15 protein-coding genes and 1 pseudogene are annotated in these 14,817 nt (G+C 72.2%); 4 read left to right on the top strand and 12 right to left on the bottom strand.

The window, feature by feature from the left end:
• Window positions 1-121: 121 nt before the first annotated feature.
• The 5 genes from ABZS54_RS37350 to ABZS54_RS37330 all read right to left on the bottom strand — a co-directional run bounded on the left by ABZS54_RS37350 (window position 122) and on the right by ABZS54_RS37330 (window position 3,157).
• Window positions 122-352 (bottom strand): hypothetical protein, encoded by a 231-nt coding sequence (locus tag ABZS54_RS37350; RefSeq protein ID WP_355546409.1) that lies wholly within the window; start codon window positions 350-352, stop codon window positions 122-124.
• Between the two features lie 75 nt (window positions 353-427).
• On the bottom strand, window positions 428-955 hold the full coding sequence (locus tag ABZS54_RS37345; protein ID WP_355546407.1) for a hypothetical protein: 528 nt from the start codon (window positions 953-955) through the stop codon (window positions 428-430).
• A 263-nt stretch (window positions 956-1,218) separates the two neighbouring features.
• The gene (locus ABZS54_RS37340; RefSeq protein ID WP_355546405.1) at window positions 1,219-1,881 is read right to left on the bottom strand and encodes a nitroreductase family protein; all 663 of its coding nucleotides are present in this window, start codon (window positions 1,879-1,881) and stop codon (window positions 1,219-1,221) included.
• Between the two features lie 169 nt (window positions 1,882-2,050).
• Window positions 2,051-2,335 (bottom strand): hypothetical protein, encoded by a 285-nt coding sequence (locus ABZS54_RS37335; RefSeq protein WP_355546403.1) that lies wholly within the window; start codon window positions 2,333-2,335, stop codon window positions 2,051-2,053.
• A gap of 240 nt (window positions 2,336-2,575) precedes the next feature.
• The gene (locus ABZS54_RS37330; RefSeq protein WP_355546401.1) at window positions 2,576-3,157 is read right to left on the bottom strand and encodes a hypothetical protein; all 582 of its coding nucleotides are present in this window, start codon (window positions 3,155-3,157) and stop codon (window positions 2,576-2,578) included.
• A gap of 140 nt (window positions 3,158-3,297) precedes the next feature.
• On the opposite strand from ABZS54_RS37330, the gene ABZS54_RS37325 reads away from it, so the two are divergent.
• Window positions 3,298-3,723, top strand: coding sequence for a DUF5709 domain-containing protein (locus ABZS54_RS37325; RefSeq protein WP_355546399.1), 426 nt, complete (start codon window positions 3,298-3,300; stop codon window positions 3,721-3,723).
• A gap of 656 nt (window positions 3,724-4,379) precedes the next feature.
• Here the strand turns inward: ABZS54_RS37325 and ABZS54_RS37320 are convergent.
• Both ABZS54_RS37320 and ABZS54_RS37315 read right to left on the bottom strand, forming a co-directional pair.
• On the bottom strand, window positions 4,380-6,941 hold the full coding sequence (locus ABZS54_RS37320; protein ID WP_355546397.1) for a hypothetical protein: 2,562 nt from the start codon (window positions 6,939-6,941) through the stop codon (window positions 4,380-4,382).
• 118 nt (window positions 6,942-7,059) lie between these two features.
• Window positions 7,060-7,443, bottom strand: coding sequence for a hypothetical protein (locus tag ABZS54_RS37315; protein WP_355546395.1), 384 nt, complete (start codon window positions 7,441-7,443; stop codon window positions 7,060-7,062).
• 6 nt (window positions 7,444-7,449) lie between these two features.
• On the opposite strand from ABZS54_RS37315, the gene ABZS54_RS37310 reads away from it, so the two are divergent.
• Window positions 7,450-9,411 carry a heavy metal translocating P-type ATPase gene (locus ABZS54_RS37310; protein WP_355546393.1) on the top strand — a complete coding sequence of 654 codons (1,962 nt, stop codon included), beginning with the start codon at window positions 7,450-7,452 and terminating at the stop codon, window positions 9,409-9,411.
• On the opposite strand, the gene ABZS54_RS37305 is transcribed toward ABZS54_RS37310, so the two are convergent.
• Window positions 9,412-9,597 (bottom strand): hypothetical protein, encoded by a 186-nt coding sequence (locus ABZS54_RS37305; protein WP_355546391.1) that lies wholly within the window; start codon window positions 9,595-9,597, stop codon window positions 9,412-9,414.
• A 156-nt stretch (window positions 9,598-9,753) separates the two neighbouring features.
• On the opposite strand from ABZS54_RS37305, the pseudogene ABZS54_RS37300 reads away from it, so the two are divergent.
• Both ABZS54_RS37300 and ABZS54_RS37295 read left to right on the top strand, forming a co-directional pair.
• A pseudogene (locus tag ABZS54_RS37300) lies at window positions 9,754-10,095 on the top strand (aminoglycoside phosphotransferase family protein); the annotation flags it as partial.
• A gap of 81 nt (window positions 10,096-10,176) precedes the next feature.
• Window positions 10,177-10,869, top strand: a complete 693-nt coding sequence (locus ABZS54_RS37295) for a hypothetical protein (RefSeq protein WP_355546389.1) — start codon at window positions 10,177-10,179, stop codon at window positions 10,867-10,869.
• 35 nt (window positions 10,870-10,904) lie between these two features.
• On the opposite strand, the gene ABZS54_RS37290 is transcribed toward ABZS54_RS37295, so the two are convergent.
• The 4 genes from ABZS54_RS37290 to ABZS54_RS37275 all read right to left on the bottom strand — a co-directional run bounded on the left by ABZS54_RS37290 (window position 10,905) and on the right by ABZS54_RS37275 (window position 14,779).
• Window positions 10,905-11,996: a Gfo/Idh/MocA family oxidoreductase gene (locus ABZS54_RS37290; RefSeq protein ID WP_355546387.1), complete on the bottom strand. Its 1,092-nt coding sequence runs from the start codon at window positions 11,994-11,996 to the stop codon at window positions 10,905-10,907.
• Between the two features lie 154 nt (window positions 11,997-12,150).
• Window positions 12,151-12,612 carry a hypothetical protein gene (locus ABZS54_RS37285; protein ID WP_355546385.1) on the bottom strand — a complete coding sequence of 154 codons (462 nt, stop codon included), beginning with the start codon at window positions 12,610-12,612 and terminating at the stop codon, window positions 12,151-12,153.
• Between the two features lie 183 nt (window positions 12,613-12,795).
• Window positions 12,796-14,001 (bottom strand): hypothetical protein, encoded by a 1,206-nt coding sequence (locus tag ABZS54_RS37280; protein WP_355546383.1) that lies wholly within the window; start codon window positions 13,999-14,001, stop codon window positions 12,796-12,798.
• Between the two features lie 88 nt (window positions 14,002-14,089).
• Window positions 14,090-14,779, bottom strand: a complete 690-nt coding sequence (locus ABZS54_RS37275) for a hypothetical protein (protein ID WP_355546381.1) — start codon at window positions 14,777-14,779, stop codon at window positions 14,090-14,092.
• Window positions 14,780-14,817: the final 38 nt, after the last annotated feature.

Raw genomic sequence — 14,817 nt, 5'->3', positions numbered from 1 at the left:
TGGGTGTGGTTGTTGGGAGCCGTGGCGGGGCGGGGCGCGGGGGGGGCGCGGGGGGGGCCGGCCCCGCCCCCCGGCGGCGTTTTCGGTTCGGCGGCCACGAGTCGGGCGGTGGACCTCGGGCTCAGGCGGCCTGGGCGGCCATGCGCAGGCGGGTCACCAGGTCGACGCGGTCGCCGCCGGCGGTCATCGCCGGGTGTGCGTGCAGCGCCTCGACGGCGTCGCGGGCCTGGGCCCACAGCCGGGCGTGTTCCTCTTCGGTCAGCTGCCCCGCGTGCCGGGCGATGGCCTCGTAGGCGGCGTCTCGGGCCCGCTGCAATTCGATCAGGTCCGCCGGGATGGGCTGTTCGGACATACCAGAGAGTTTACGAGAGTCTACGTAAACACAGGGTTAGCACCGGATTGCGGCGGACCCGACGAAGGGTCCGTTTCAGATGGCCTCGTGATTACGGCCCGGCGGCGGCTGCGGATGGCGCGGTATTCGGTACTCGGTCACCGGCGGCATGCAGAAGATGGTCAGGTCGCACGCGACGCCGACCGCCTGGGTGGGGGTGTGACCCAGGTGCAGCGCGGCTCGTGCGTACTCCCAGCCGGAGCCGATCGCGCCGTAGTCGTAGTAGAAGACGTCGAAGTCGTTGCTCGTCTCGAACAACTTGCCGTCGAACGCGAACATGAACTCCGACCTCGGCTCGAAGCTGGACAGCTTGCGCTTGCCCCATTCGACGAACTCGGCGTAGAACTCCAGGACGTCGCGCTCCTCGGCGGACGCGGGTGTGTGCGTGTCCAGGAACAGGCGCATCAGATTGATGTCGCGCAGCAGTCCGGCACCGCCGAAGATCAGGCTCTCGCCGATCTTGTACAGCTTGGTGCCCTCGGTCTTCGCCTGACCCCAGGTCACCTGGGAATCGGCGGCGATCACGATCGATTCGTCGATGATCTTTCCGGCGACGACACTCATCAACGCCCCCCGTATGTAAGGCAGATGCGGATCCGGACGTGCCGGTTCAGGATCGCAGAGAGGTGGGCTTGGGCGCAGGTGTTCGGGTGGCGTGGGGTGGCATGCCGTCGGCTTCCGGGGGCTTGTCGGGTCGTCTTCGGTGGTCTCCGTGTCTCCGTGGTCTGGATGATCTTCGGGGCGCGGTGGTCTTCGGCGCCGGACGGGCGTCGTGCGGCGGGCCCGTCCGGCGTTCACGGTGGCGGGTCGGCGTTCGGGGTGGCGAGTCAGAGTCGGACGACGACCTGCTCCAGCGGCTTGCGCCGGATGTCGGGGACGCGCGCGTCCTCGGCGGGGTAGCCGACCGGGATGACGTAGGCGGCGCGCTCTTCCCGCGGGCGGTCGCACACCTCGTTGAGGAAGCGCATCGGACTCGGGGTGTGGGTCAGCGTGGCCAGGCCGGCCTGGTGCAGTGACGCGAGCAGGAGTCCGACCGCGATTCCGACCGACTCCTTGGTGTAGTACGGCCGGGGCGAGTCCGGACCCTTGTGCACCTCGAACACGACGATCACGACCGGCGCCTCCTCCAGGAAGGGCTTGCGCCAGTCGGTACCGATCGGCGCGAGGGCTTCGAGCCATTCGGCGGACGCGCGGTGCTCGTAGAACTCGCGCTCCTCCTTCTCGGCGGCCTCGCGCAGGTGCCGCTTGCGCTCGGGGTCGGTGAGCACGACGAAGCGCCAGGGCTGCACGTTGGCGCCACTGGGCGCGGTGCCGGCGGTACGGATCGCCCAGTCGACCACGTTGTCGGGAATCGGCCGGGAGGAGAAGTCGCGGACGGTGCGGCGTTGCGCCATCACGTCGTGGAAGGCTCGGCTGCGGGCTTCCGCCTCGTGGGCGGGGACGCCTCGGTGCCGGTGCGGAACCGTCGGGTAAGTGGTTTCGTCGACCATAGCGGACAGCACAGCATGGCCCGGAGGTTCGGTGGAAGGTTCCGCCTCGCTCGGCTTCGGGGTCGCCGGCCGTGTCGTGATTGGTGGCGATGCCCATACCGGGATCGATGTCGACGTCGATGTCGATATCGGATTCCGGTCGGCCGGGGGCGGTCCGGAGCGGGCTCGGTCAGCGGTTGAGCAGGGACTGCTCCGCGCCGACGCGTTGCGGTTCGCTGATCGAGAGCGTCGGGGCGGGGACGTCGACCCGGGTGACCCGGAATTGCCGGCCGGTGCTCGGTACGGTCACCACGGACCCGGCCCAGGCCTCGGTCGCTCGTCGGACCAGGTCGGCCTCGGCCACCCCGGCGTGCGCCAGGTCGGCGCGCAGCGCTCGGGCCGCCGACTCCCGGGTGCCGGTGTGCAGCGTCTGCCAATCGTCGCGGCTGGTCTCGCGTGTCTGCGCCTCGTGCATTCCGTCCGCTCCCTCCCCGGCCCGCCGGACCGGGTCTTCCGTCCCTGGCCCCCTGGACCACCCTGCGCCGGCGGTCAAAGATCGTCCAAATCCGTCAGGAAAAATCAGCCTCAGGCATGAGACGGGTGGAGGTGTCTACACCGGTGGAACGAGCGGTTTCGCGGCCCGTGAGCCCAGCGGTGGGGGCCCTGTCTCCAACCGGTCGGATGAGCCGCGCGTGGGATCGGCCGAGCGCTCGGCTCAGCAGTCGGCACCCACCGGGACGTGCACTTTCGTCTGCAACCCGCGTGAGCGCACGACCAGCGTGACGCAGCCGGGCCGGTCCACGTAGTAGCCGCCGGGGAAGGCCATCCAGGAGGTCTCGGTGGAGCCGCTGGTGCAGCCCGGTACGCGGACGGACCGCGCGGGGAGCCGACCGTTGCCCCACCCGATGGACGTGCCGTTGCCGGGGGCCGGCACCACCTCGATGTCGACCACCGCGCCGTCGCGCACCAGCAGGCCGGACTTGGCGAACAGGGGGTGCGGGTATTCGGTGCCGCCGGCCTTGGCGGTCTGGAGCCTGCGACCGGTCTCCAGCGCGACGTCGCCGAGGAACACGGTGGTCGTGCTCGTGGGCGCGGGTTGCTCGCCGATCACGTGCAGGCAGTCCACGGTCAGGGCGGGCTCGGGGCGGATGTCGGCGACCCCGGTCGGCTCGGCGGTGTGGTTGCCCTCGGCCGTGCCGGGCCTGTCGCCGTTGTCGGCGTCGTCCGCATCGCACGCGGCCGCGGCGAGCAGAAGGCAGGTCAGGGCGGCGGCGACACGTACGCGTTTTCCCGGCACGCGGACATGCTGTCAGGCGCGGACGTCGCCGGACAGCCCCGAATGAACCGGCCGGCGATGGGCAAAGTCACTCGGGTCGCGGGGGACAGGGGCGAGCCCTGGACGCACGACACGAGCACTTCAGCGGAAGGCGGCAGGCGATGAGCGACGACACTCCGGACCAGACCGAAGACTCCCCGGACACTCCGGGCGACGACGGTGTACTCGGCCCCGAGGACACGCTGTCGACCGACGACCTGTCGTACGACCCGCTGGACACCGGGATCGTGCCGCCGGACCGCTGGTCGGTGGCCGAGCGGTACGGCAACACGCCGGCGGAGGAGCGACGCGGCGAGTCGCTCGAACAGTTGCTGGCCGAGGAGGAGCCGGACATCTTCGACGAGGTGGTCTCCGACGACTGGGAGGGCGGCCCCGATCCCCGGGCGGGCCGGCTGGTCGCCGACGACGAGGGCGCACACGAGGACACCGAATCCGAGGCGATCGCCCACGATGTCGGCATCGATGGCGGCGCGGCCGGGGCCGAGGAGGCAGCGATGCACATCATCCCGGAGGAAGAGGTCCCATAAACCGCCCGCGGCACTCCTGCCCCCGAAGCCGCAGCCGTTCCAAGGGGTGCTTGTGGGCGTATGGGTGTCCAGGCTTCGCGCGGTTGCGCGGGGCACTTTCGTGGGGGCGTCGCCGGCGCCCGGTGCCGGCAGTGCCGTACCGATCTGCTCCGATCTGCTGCCTCGCGGTGCGCCGGCCGTGTCGAACCGCGTGCCGCCACCTCCCACCCCCGTGGTCTCGCGCCACCCTGCCCCGCGTCGCCCCGTGATCTCGCGCCGCGCCGTCGTACCGAGCTTCGTGCCGCCGCCTCCCGCCCGCGGCCCACGCTGTCCCGCATTGCGCTGCTGCGCGCCTGCCCCGGTCGTACCCCCCGCCGTGCGGCCTCGTGCTGCGCACTGCTGTGCCGAGGTTTGTGCCGCCGCCCGCCCCATGGGGCTTCGCTCTGCGCCGCACCGCCGCACGGCTGCGTCGCCGTACCGAGCTTCGTGCCGAGTTTCTTCGGCTCCGCGGCCTTGCGCCGTGCCGCGTCGCCGTGTCGAGCTTTGTGCCTCCACCCGCGTCGCCTCGCGTCGTGCCGTCCCGCGTTGCGCCGTCCCCGCCTCGCGCTGCGGGGGGCTTGTGTTGTGTGGGGTTGGTTGGCTGAGGCGTGGTGGGTGGGTCACGTGGGTCGGGTGGGTCAAGTGGGGTTGGGCGTGTCGGGGAGGAGGGCTTCGGGGGTGGGTTCGGGGCCGGTGAGGGGGTGGCCGTCGAGGAGGTCCAGGGTCGCGGACAGGCTCGCTGCGGCGGCTCGGGCGGCGCCGGCGGTGAGGGGGTCGCCGGTGTGCGCGGCGAGTTCGGCGAGTTCGAGTTCGGCTTCCGGGCGGTCGGCGAGCAGGGCGTGTCGCAGGTCGGTCAGCGGACCGGCGATCCAGGACTCGGCCTCCGCCTCGGTTTCGGCGACCCGGCGCATGGCGTCCACCCAGCGGCTCACGGTGCCCAGTGACTCGCGGGCGTACTCGAGCAGTCGACGCCTGGCCGGCCCCTCCAGGCGGTGGCCCTTGCCGTTGCGGAACTCCTCGTCGATCGCGGAGAGTCGGCTCTCCAATTCGTGGTGCTTGGTGAGTCGGCGCAGCGCTTCGGCGACCTCGTCCAAGTCGCGGCGCTCGTTGCCGGCCGCCAGTTGCAGCAGCCGGCCGAGCAGGCCGTCCTCGGGGCGCCACCACAGTTGCGCGATCGAGGTGGCCCGGGGGAAGCGCAGGTGGCGCGGGTGCAGCAGGGCCTCCGCGGCGTCCGCCGCACACGTCGCGGCGCCCGCCTCGGCCTCGGCGAGAGCTTCGAGCGCACCGAGGTTGCGGGTGCCGCCGAGCAGCCCCTGCGCGGAGCCGGTGGCGATGTGTCGGGCCAGGGTGGCCACCGCGGGCAGGTCGCCCAGGCCGGCTGCGGCCTCCTGGAGCAGGCCGTATGTGCTGTGTCCGCACAGTACGGCGCCGCGCGCCGCGGCGGCCACCGTCAGCAGTTGGGTCGCGCGGTCGTGGCTGGGCGCGCGCATCGCCATCTCGTCGAGTTCCTCGCGCAGCGACACCGCTACGGCGCCGGTGTCCGAGCGTGCGCCGTCGGCGTAGGCCAGGGCGCGCAGCGCGGATATGCGTTCGGGGACATCGGCCGACATGGCCCCCGCCGCCGAGGCGTAGTCGCCTCGGCCGATCAATTCGCCGATCAGCGCCGCGGGCTCGGGTTCGGCCGGTGGTTCGGGAGCGCCCTGCTCGTCGGCGGCCTCCACGAGGTGCGTGGAGTCCGCCCGGTCCGAGACGGCCTCGCTCGGGCCAACCGGGCCGTTCGGACCGTCCGGGCTGTCAGGCCCGTCCTGCTCCGCCGCGAACGCCCCGTCGGCGTCGGCCGGCCGCGCCTCGGTGGCCGGGACCGGGTCGGTGTCGGCGTCGGATCCCGCATCGTATCCCGGCGCCGAGTCCGAGCCGGCTCCGATCGATGTCTCCGGCGCCGGCTCCGAATCCTCGGGCGCGGTCGGCGTGTCGTCCTCCGCGGCGTCCGAGGTCGGTGTCTCGTCCCAGGACAGGCGGCCACGTAACGCGGCGTTGACGATCGTCGGATCCGGCAGATGCGGGCGGATCGTCTCGGCCAACTCGTCGACCCCGTCGTCCCGGTCGTCCGCGATCGCGTCGATCAACCCGCCGAGGTCACCCAGGGCCAGTACCCGACGGCGGTCGGCCGGGTCCCAATTCTCGTGACGGGCGCTCAGGTCGGCGGCCGACTCGCGCAGTTCGCCGATCGCCGCGGCGTGCACCGGTGGGCCGTCGAGGTGCCGGAAGCGGTCCACGCCGGCGAGTTCGCGGGCATGTACCGCGGCTTCGTGCGCGGTGATCGCGGCGGCCAGCCCCGGTCGGTCCTCGGGCAGGGTGTCCGCTTCGGCCTCGACCAGAGCGCCGACCGCCGCCCGGGCCTCGGCCACGGCCGGCCCGACGAGGCCGAGCATGCTCAGATCGGCCTCCTCCGGTGCGCGACCGGCCGCGACGGCGGCGGTCACCGAGTCGGCGGCGGCCCGGGCCCGGCCGAGTGCGTCGTCGAGTGAACGCAACGGTGACGGGGGCTCGCCGGCGCCGCACATCCGGTCCCGGCAGAACGTCTCGAATCGGCGACACGCGGCGACCACGTCGGCGATGACATCGGCGGGCCACCCCGGCAAGGCGAGGTCGGCCTCGGTCAGCGCCAGCCGCAGCAGCGCGGCGGCCTGGCAACTGAACCCCCAGTCGGCGATCGCGGTGAGCCGAATCAGATCGGAGGTGAACGGCGTGGTCTTCAGGCTTTCCAGGATTTCGCCGTCCAGCGCGCCCGAGTCGGTGTCCAGGGTCGCGGGCAGCAGCACGCGCAGCACGGGCAGGGTGACCACCTGCGCGGTGTAGCCGCGCACGCTCGGGGTCTGTTTGCGCAGCCGCTTGAGCGCATGTTCGGCGATCGCGGGCGTCGGTCGACGGGCGGGCGGCACGCGCAGCGCACGCAGGGTGTCGGTCCGCGTGGGGTTGGGCAACCGCCACAGGGCGTCGGCGAGGACGTCCGGGGCGATTGCCGCGAGACAGTCCACGAGTGGGTCGCCGAGGCGGGCGAGTTGGACCGCGACCGCCGACTTTTCCCGGGCTATCTCCTGCTGATCGTGATCCGGATGGTCCAGGAAGGGTTGCAGTTCGCCCGACGAGGTCGCCCACCACAACCAGTCGACGCTGCGGGAGCGTGGCTGACGCACCATTTTGCCTCCCGGAGGAGAGGGGCTGGTCTCTGGTTATACCGCCGTCGGCCCGAGATGCGGATGGTTCCGCCGGAATCGCAAGGAATGAGCGCGGGTCGATCAAGGGTTACACATACCCCTAGGTGGTATAGATGGAGGGTCGACGGTGGGCGAGGAAGGGAACGGGATGGAGCACGGCCGGGCCGGGCGGGACGAACATCCGGGCCATGCGGGGCCGGCGGGTGGCACGGGTCATCCGAATCGCCCGGGTCACGTGGCCGGGACCGAACCCGAGGAATCCGTACGGGCCATGGGGCGTGCGGGTCGCGAGGGGCCGGGCGGTGGAGGTCACCCGGTTCACTCGGGTCGGTCCGATGACCCGGGCCACCCGGGTCGGGCCGGGCGCGAAGGTCGTGCGGAGCCCACCGGGCGCGAAGGGCACAAGGGGCGTGAAGGGCGCGAAGGGCACACCGGCCACGCCGGGCATGACGGACATCAAGACCACGCGGGTCACGGCGGTCACGGCGAGATGTTCCGCCGCAAGTTCCTGCTGAGCCTGCTGCTCTCCGTCCCGGTGCTCGTGCTGAGCCCGATGCTCGCGGACGTACTCGGTTATCACGAGCCGTCGTTCACGGGCTCGTCGTGGATTCCGCCGCTCCTGGGCACGCTCGTGTTCGGCTACGGCGGATGGCCGTTCCTGACCGGCGCGCGCGAAGAACTCACCGCGCGGCAGCCCGGGATGATGACGCTGATCGCGATGGCCATCACCGTCGCGTTCGTCGCGTCCTGGGCCTCCACACTCGAACTCGCGTCGCACGAGCTGGACTTCTGGTGGGAACTGGTCCTGCTGGTCGACATCATGCTGCTCGGCCACTGGCTGGAGATGCGTGCCCTCGGTGCCGCCTCGGGGGCCCTGGACGCCCTCGCGGCGCTGCTCCCGGACGAGGCGGAACGGGTGCGTTCGGATGGGGAGTTCGAGCGGATCCCGGTGATCGAGTTGGCGACCGGCGATACCGTCCTGGTGCGTTCCGGGGCGCGCGTCCCGGCGGACGGGACGATCACGGACGGCGCGACCGAGTTCGACGAGTCGATGATCACGGGCGAGTCCCGACCGGTGGCGCGCGGCGCGGGCGACACCGTCGTGGCCGGCACGGTCGCGGTGGACAGTGCGGTACGGGTGACGGTGACCGCGACCGGCGAGGGCACCCAACTCGCCGGTATTCGACGGCTGGTCGCCGAGGCGCAGCAATCCCGCTCCCGGGCCCAGGCGTTGGCGGATCGGGCAGCGGCGCTGTTGTTCTACTACGCGGCCGGCGCCGCGGTGTTGACGCTGGTGGTGTGGTCGTGGCTCGGCGAGGGTGGGTCGGCCATCGAGCGGACCGTAACGGTACTGGTGATCGCCTGCCCGCACGCGCTGGGACTGGCCATCCCGCTGGTGATCGCGATCTCGACGGAGTTGTCCGCGCGGCAGGGCATCCTGATCAAGGATCGCATCGCCCTGGAGCGGATGCGCAACGTCGACGTCGTGCTGTTCGACAAGACCGGCACACTCACGCGCGGTGCGCCGGCGGTGACCGGGGTCGCGGCGGCGCCGGGTGGGGACGAGACGACCGTGCTGCTGCTCGCGGGCGCGGCCGAGCGGGAGAGCGAACACCCGCTGGCCCGGGCGATCGTACGGGCGGCCGAGGAGCGCGGCAGGCCCGTCGCGGCGAGCGAGTTCCGATCGATGACGGGCCGCGGTGTCGAGGCGGATGTGGCCGGCACCCGGGTGCGGGTCGGTGGGCCGGCGCTGTTGCGTGAGGCGGCCGTACGGGTGCCCGACGGGCTGTCGGCGGCCGTCGGGGACTGGGTCGGACGCGGTGCGGCGGTGCTGTACGTGTTGGCCGGCGCCGAGGTCGCCGGGGCACTCGCGCTGGAGGACGAGATTCGGCCCGAATCCCGTTCGGCGGTACGGGAGTTGCATGCGTCGGGGGTGCGCGTCGGGATGCTCACCGGGGATGCCCGGCAGGTGGCCGAGTGGGTCGGGCGCGACCTCGGGGTGGACGAGATCTTCGCCGAGGTACTGCCCGGAGACAAGGACGCCAAGGTCGCCGAACTCCAGTCCCGCGGCCTGCGGGTGGCCATGGTCGGTGATGGCGTCAACGACGCGCCGGCGTTGGCTCGCGCCGACGTCGGCATCGCGATCGGCGCGGGCACCGACGTCGCGGTCCAGTCGGCGGGTGTGGTCCTGGCCTCGGACGACCCGCGCGCGGTGCTGGGCGTCCGTCGCCTGTCCACGGCCGTCTACCGCAAGATGCGGCAGAACCTGGCCTGGGCCGCAGGCTACAACATCGTCACGGTGCCGTTGGCCGCAGGCACCCTGGCCTGGGCGGGCGTGGTCCTGCCGATGGAGGTCGGGGCCATCCTGATGAGTCTGTCCACGGTGGTGGTCGCCCTCAACGCCCAACTCCTCCGCCGCCTCGACCTCCGCCCGACCGCACACGACACCTGATCAGCGCCTCGACGCGGACACGGTCGCCGGCGGGTCCACCGCCCGGCGCTGCCGAATCTCCCGCCACCGTGCCGCCGCGGCCACGGCCGATGCCCGGTCGTAGCCGCCGAATTCGCGCACCGACAGCGTGATGCCACACGTCGCACGCAATCGGTACGACCGGTTGTGCGGACTCTGCCAGTCCACCGTGTGCTCCCGCGCGCCGCACACCCGGCACACCGACGAACCCGGTCACTGCGGTGCGCAGTCGAGCACCCGGGCGACCACGATCGCCCGGTCCTCGCGTGGGCGGAACTCCGGATCCGGACACCACGTGGGCAAGCGCCACACAGCGTCGCGAGGGGGTTGCCGGACACCCGCTGGGTGGAGACCTCGTGGGGGCCGGCCGACCTGGACGTCGCGCACTGCTCGACCGCACTGGCGCTGCCGCACGGCCCGGCGGTCGGGATGAGCTTCGCCACCGCCTACACCGCGGCCGGCGGGCGACTCGCCGACGACCCGGCCGCGCACCGGTACTGGCGCCTGCTCGACGCGCTCGGCTACGCCCACGATGCGGAGAGGATCACGGTTCCGTGGCGCGAGTCGGGCCGATCCGACCTGACCACGGCTCTCGTGACCAGGCGCTTGGAGGAGTACGTCGCCACGCTGCTCGACCACTTCGACGAACCGGTCCGGGTGCGCTGATCGCTCTCGAAGGTCGTAGCATCCCGGATGTCCGGGTGTCCGGGTGGATCGGTGGTTGGCTTCGGGTGTTCGGGGGAGCGGATGGTATTCGTCGTGGGTGTCGCGGCCGGGGCCGAGTTCTGGGTTCGCGGCCGGCACGGAGCCGAGGCGTTGCGGAAGTTGCCGGAAGGTGTTTGGCAGGGGCCGGCGCTCAGCCTGCGGCGCGATCCGGCTCGGTATACCTCGGTCGAGGATCTGTTGTTCATCGACGACGTGCCGCGGGACAAGGCGACACAGCACAAGGACTGGCGGCATCTCACGTTGTGGGCCGACCCCGGGCGGCAGGCGGCGGCGGTCGTGGTGGAGACGGAGTCGGCGCATGACGCGAGCGCGGTCTACCGCATACTCGGCGCCTCGGGCGAGCAGCTCGGTCGAGTCACCCGCCGGCGCGGCAGCGTGATCGGCTGTCGACGGACCTCTTGGCACGTGGAACTGCCGGACGGTGCACCGCTGTACGCGCGCAAGGGCGGCGTGATCGCGTGGTGCTGGTGGTGGCTCTTCTCGCCGGTGTGGGCGGTGATGGCGGCGGCGATTCTGTTCGGCGGCGAGTTTCCCCGAATGCCGATCACGACCCGGTGGACTCGGGCCGGAAAAGAAGTGTTCCGTTTTGTCGGCGACGACTTGGAGAACCAGTACCGGGTCGAGGTGGACTGGCCGGACGTCCGCGTGTTGCACGGCCTCGCCGCCCTGCACTACGCCCACCCGACCCCGCTGAGCAAGCACAACCGCCCCTGAGCGACGCCCGAGGCGCCCTTTTCACGCCGGACGGGCTAGGCGCACCGGACCCAGTGGCCGTCGGTGGCGGCCGAGGTGCGGATGGCGTCGAGGACTCGTTGGCCGGCGACGCCGTCGGTGAAGGTGGCGTGGCGGGGGGTCTCGGGGGTGGGCTCGCCGTTGATCAGGGCGGCGAACGTGCCGGCGAGGCGGGTGTACGGCGCGCGGTCGATGCCCATCGAGTGGAGGAGGTCGTAGGCCGTGTGCATGAGGTCGGACGGCGGTGCGATCGGGTCCGGGTTGGCCAGGTCGGCGGGGGTCTCCACGCGCCGGTCGCCGGAGGCGTCGGCGAGCCAGACGTCGTCGAACTCGACCCAGGCCGTGCCGTGTGTACCGGCCACGCGCGTGGTCATCAGCGGTGGTCCGTAGACTCCGGCGGAGCTTTGCAGCGTGCCCTCGACGCCGGTCACCGTGCGGAAGCGGATGTTGAAGGTGTCCTCGGCGGTCTGCCCCGGTCGGTCCGCGACCAACGGCAGGGCCGCGCTGACGCCCGCGAACTCGCCGAGCGTGTGCCGGATCTGGTCGATCCAGTGCGAGGCGTGCGCCCCCAGCCAGCCGCCGCCGTCCTCGGCCCGCCCCCACCACGCGGGTACCTCGGCGGCCGGTCCGGTCAGTACCGGGATGTGCAACAACCAGGTGGCGAGCCGCGGTTCGCCGATCGCACCCGCCGCGATCAACCGCGCGAGCAGGGCCTGCGAGGAGTGCCAGCGGAACTCGGTGCCCAGCATGTGTACGACGCCGGCCTTCTCGGCGGCGTCCAGCATCCGGCCCGCCTCGGCCGCGTCGGTCGCGAACGGCTTCTCGCACACCACGTGCTTGCCCGCCGCGACCGCCGCGAGCACGATCTCGGCGTGCGTGTGCGGTGGCGTGGCCACGGTCACCGCGTCCACGCCGTCCAGGGCGAGCGCCGCGTCGAGATCGGTGAACGCGTACGGCACCCCGAAGCGCTGGGCCCGCTCCGCGGTACGCACCGGGTCCCGGCCGACCAGCGCCCGTACCTCGAAGCCCGCGTCCCGGAAGGCGGGCAGGTGCGTGATGCACCCGAAGCCGGTCCCCACGATCGCCACACCCAGCTTGTCCCGCGCCATGACGTCGCTCTCCTTCTTCGGGGCCGAGAATGGCCGCGGCCACGGCCGGGACGAGCCCGACCGCCCGGCCCCGAGCCGAAACGCGCGCCTACGGTAAGGGAAGCTGTCCAACTTCGCCATGATGCCGCCGTGTGACGAACCGCATCCGGCAGGGTCAGCCGTTCCGGTACGCCGACACGTCCTCGGTGGTCAGCCGCGCCCGCGCCATCCGGCTCTCGGCGACCGTCGACTCCCGGACCAAAATCAGCCCGAGCTTCGCGCACGCCGCCGCCCTCGGCAGTGCCGCCTCGACCTCGGCGGCGGGATACCCGAACACGTCGATGTCCCGCCAGACGACCGGGTCCGTCTCGGTGCCGGGCTCCCGTTCGAAGACGATCGTGCGGCACCCGTGCTCGGAGCCGGTCACGTCGATGCGCAGGGCGCCCAACCGGCCGCCGAAGCTCCAGAACTCCCGGTGGCCGTCGTCGACCACGCGAGTCCCGGCACAGGACCAATAGGCGCGCACGTCCACCACCGTGGACAGCGCCCATTGGGCCCTCGGCTCGCTCATCCCGAAGCGCAGCATGCCGGCGCCGCGCGGCAACACCACGCCCAGGCCCGGCAGGAGTTCGAACACGCTCCGATTGTGCACACCAAGCCCCGGCGCCGGTGCGGTACCACCCGACCGCATGGGGGCGCTGCGGCGCGAGGCGACGGGGGGACACGGACATGCGGATACCTCGCCGCGTGAGCGGTGCCGGCCTGGTCGGGGCGGGTGCCCGCAGCCGGCGGGAGGTCCGGGGCCCGCCGCCGGACCCGGTCATCGGGTCGGGGCCCGCAGTAGATCGCCCGAGGTGGCGTCGGTCACGAACGCGCGGATCGCGGTTCCGGTGAGTTCGCGCGGCGCGAAGTCGTCGAAGTAGACGAGCGGTACGTGTGTGCACAGCAGGGCCGCCGCCACCAATACCCGGTAGTGCGGCGCAGGCCGCGCCCGGGCCGGGTCCGGAGTGCGCTGTCCCAGCCACCACCACGTCACCACAGCCGTGTTGGCGAGCAGCAGGAAGGCCCACCGGTGTGTGTCCCATCCCGCGAACGCGGCCACCAGCGGGGCCGTGGCCGCCGCGATCGCGAGCAGGCGGTGGGCGCCGACCACCGCGCCCGAGGTGAATGTCAGGGCGAGGGCCGCCGCCAGCAACAGCGCGAGCGGGGCCAGGAACGAGAACACCTGCAGCGGCTCGTACATCCGCAGGCTCTGCGCCTGGGTCCGGCCGAAGATCTCCAACACGTCGGCCCGCGCCGGGAATCCGGCGCCGCGCAGCCGGTCGCTCAGGTGCGGTATCGCGTCGTCGGAGGCGGGCGACACAAGCAGTACGCAGGCGCCGACCAGCACCGAGGGGACCAGCGCCGCGATCGCCCGCCGGACCGGCAACGCGCGCACCACCACCAGGGTGAACAGTGGAATCACGGTCAGCAGCGCGATCTCGTGGACGCATACGGAGATCGTCATCACCAGCGCCCCGGCGACCCACCACCCTCGGTTCACCAGCCACCACGCGCCGAACAGGGCCAGGAACAGCAACTGTTCGAAGTAACCGACCTCGTGGAAGAGGTAGCCGCCGGTGGGCAGCACCAGCCATGCGGCCACCAGGGCCCGCCGGGCCGGCAACCGGGTGCGTACCGCCGCGACCATCAGGACCGCGAGCAGCGCGGCCAGGATCGCGTAGGACGTCGCCGCGAACGGCCCGTACGCGTAGTTCGACCACACGGCGACCGGATGCAGCACCGTCCCGACCACGAACCGCCGATGGAAGCCGCCCTGCCAGGAGATCGATTGCAGCGTCGCCGTCCACGCGCTCGGCGGGCGAAACCCGGTGTACCCGGCCAGCGCGACGCACATCGCGAGGATCACCGTGCGGCGGATGACCGGTGCGGGTGGTCGGCGGCGCGGCCCGGGCGCTGCGGCGGGGGTGTGGGGCGTGGCTCGGGCGGCCGAGTGACCAACCGGTTCGTAGAAGGTTTCGGGCATGACCGACCTCGCCGTCGGCGCTCCTACGGGGGAGCGCGATGGGTGCAGGGGAAAGCGGGGAATTTGGGTGGGGGAGAAGCCCGTGGGCTCAGCGGGCGAGGCCCGCGGTCGAACCCACGGTCGGGAGCGGGGGCGGCGTCCGGCCGACGCGCATCGGCTCGATCGGAATCGCGTCGATCTCGTTCAGGAGGCGAAGCACTTCGGCGGAATTCGTGATCGGCCGACCCGACCAGAGCTGCTCCGCCAAGGAGAGTGAGGCGGCGTCGGCCTCGACCGTGAGCTCGACGAGCGTGCGCCCGATCAGGATGTTGATCACCGGCTTGTTCCCCGAGCCGACCGGGTTGGTCCCACTGACGACCTTCGGCAGCGGCAGGGCGCACTCGCCAGGGCGGTACTCCTGGCACAACGCGGGCGGAGCCTCGGTCACCGGATAGGCCTGGACGAACAGGAAGAAGGCCGCCTCCCGCTTGCGCACCCGAAACGTGCCGACATCGCCGGGGGCCGGGTCGACCCGGTCGACCCGGCCGTCCCAGAACTCCCGCAGCGCTACGGCCAGGTCGTTCTTGAATCGCCCGATCCGCTCCCGTTCCGGGGCCGGCAGGTCGGCGAGCGCCACGCCGTTCCGGGAAGCCGGCGGCCACGGTCGGTCCTCGCGGATCTCGTTCGAAGGTGTCGCCGAGGCCGCGCTCGGCTGCCTCGGGGCGAGGATCGCGACGCCGGCGGCGAATACCAGGGCCGTCGCCGCCGCAGCCAGGCCCAGCCCCCATGCACGCCGCACCCGGCGCCGGCCCCCGGCCACATCGGTAGATCACACCA

It is taken from the genome of Embleya sp. NPDC005575 (assembly GCF_040605455.1).
GTDB lineage: Bacteria > Actinomycetota > Actinomycetes > Streptomycetales > Streptomycetaceae > Embleya.
Note: the sequence above shows the minus strand (reverse complement) of the source record. Positions and strands in the feature narration are given on the sequence as shown.